The sequence below is a fragment of the Marinomonas shanghaiensis genome (assembly GCF_003259175.1).
Classification (GTDB): Bacteria; Pseudomonadota; Gammaproteobacteria; order Pseudomonadales; family Marinomonadaceae; genus Marinomonas; species Marinomonas shanghaiensis.
In genome coordinates, this window is record NZ_QGOK01000056.1 from 1 (window position 1) to 486 (window position 486).

Annotated in this window: 1 protein-coding gene; it reads left to right on the forward strand. The window is 37.4% G+C overall.

The window, feature by feature from the left end; all coding sequences use genetic code 11:
• Positions 1-195: 195 nt before the first annotated feature.
• Positions 196-486, forward strand: a 291-nt coding sequence (locus DKT73_RS19970) for a hypothetical protein (RefSeq protein WP_111640277.1), incomplete at its 3' end; no start/stop codon positions are given.

Sequence of the window (486 nt, forward strand, 5' to 3'; positions counted from 1 at the left end):
CATAATTTAGGATCAGATGAAAAATAGGGTGGGCATTTTTCGTTTCATCGATTGGTTTCGTGATAAACAAGCCACCCACTTAAAAGCCAGTTATTCCAAGTATTTGACTTTTTAGTAGTACAATTAACAGCACAAGTAGTGTGATTTATTAGAAGACGATGAAGCAATAGCCACTTTTCACACACAAGGAAGTTTATGAAATATTTTTTACTATTGGTTACGTTAAGTCTTTTGGGATGTTCTTCGTCTTGGCAAGAATCTCCCTATGAAGTCTATTATATCGATGGCAGTAAAGCGCTGGGCTATCATCTTGGTGAAGGCACTTATATTGGGCGTATCGATGACCCCAAGCAGATAGCATCAAACGATAGCTATTTGTCTGTTTATGCCTGTCCAGATGGTATCTGTGCTTTTTATTACATTGATAAAGTCAAAGACCACAAGTTTGCTGATCATGATGAGTTTGTTTTTGGGCCTTACACTAAG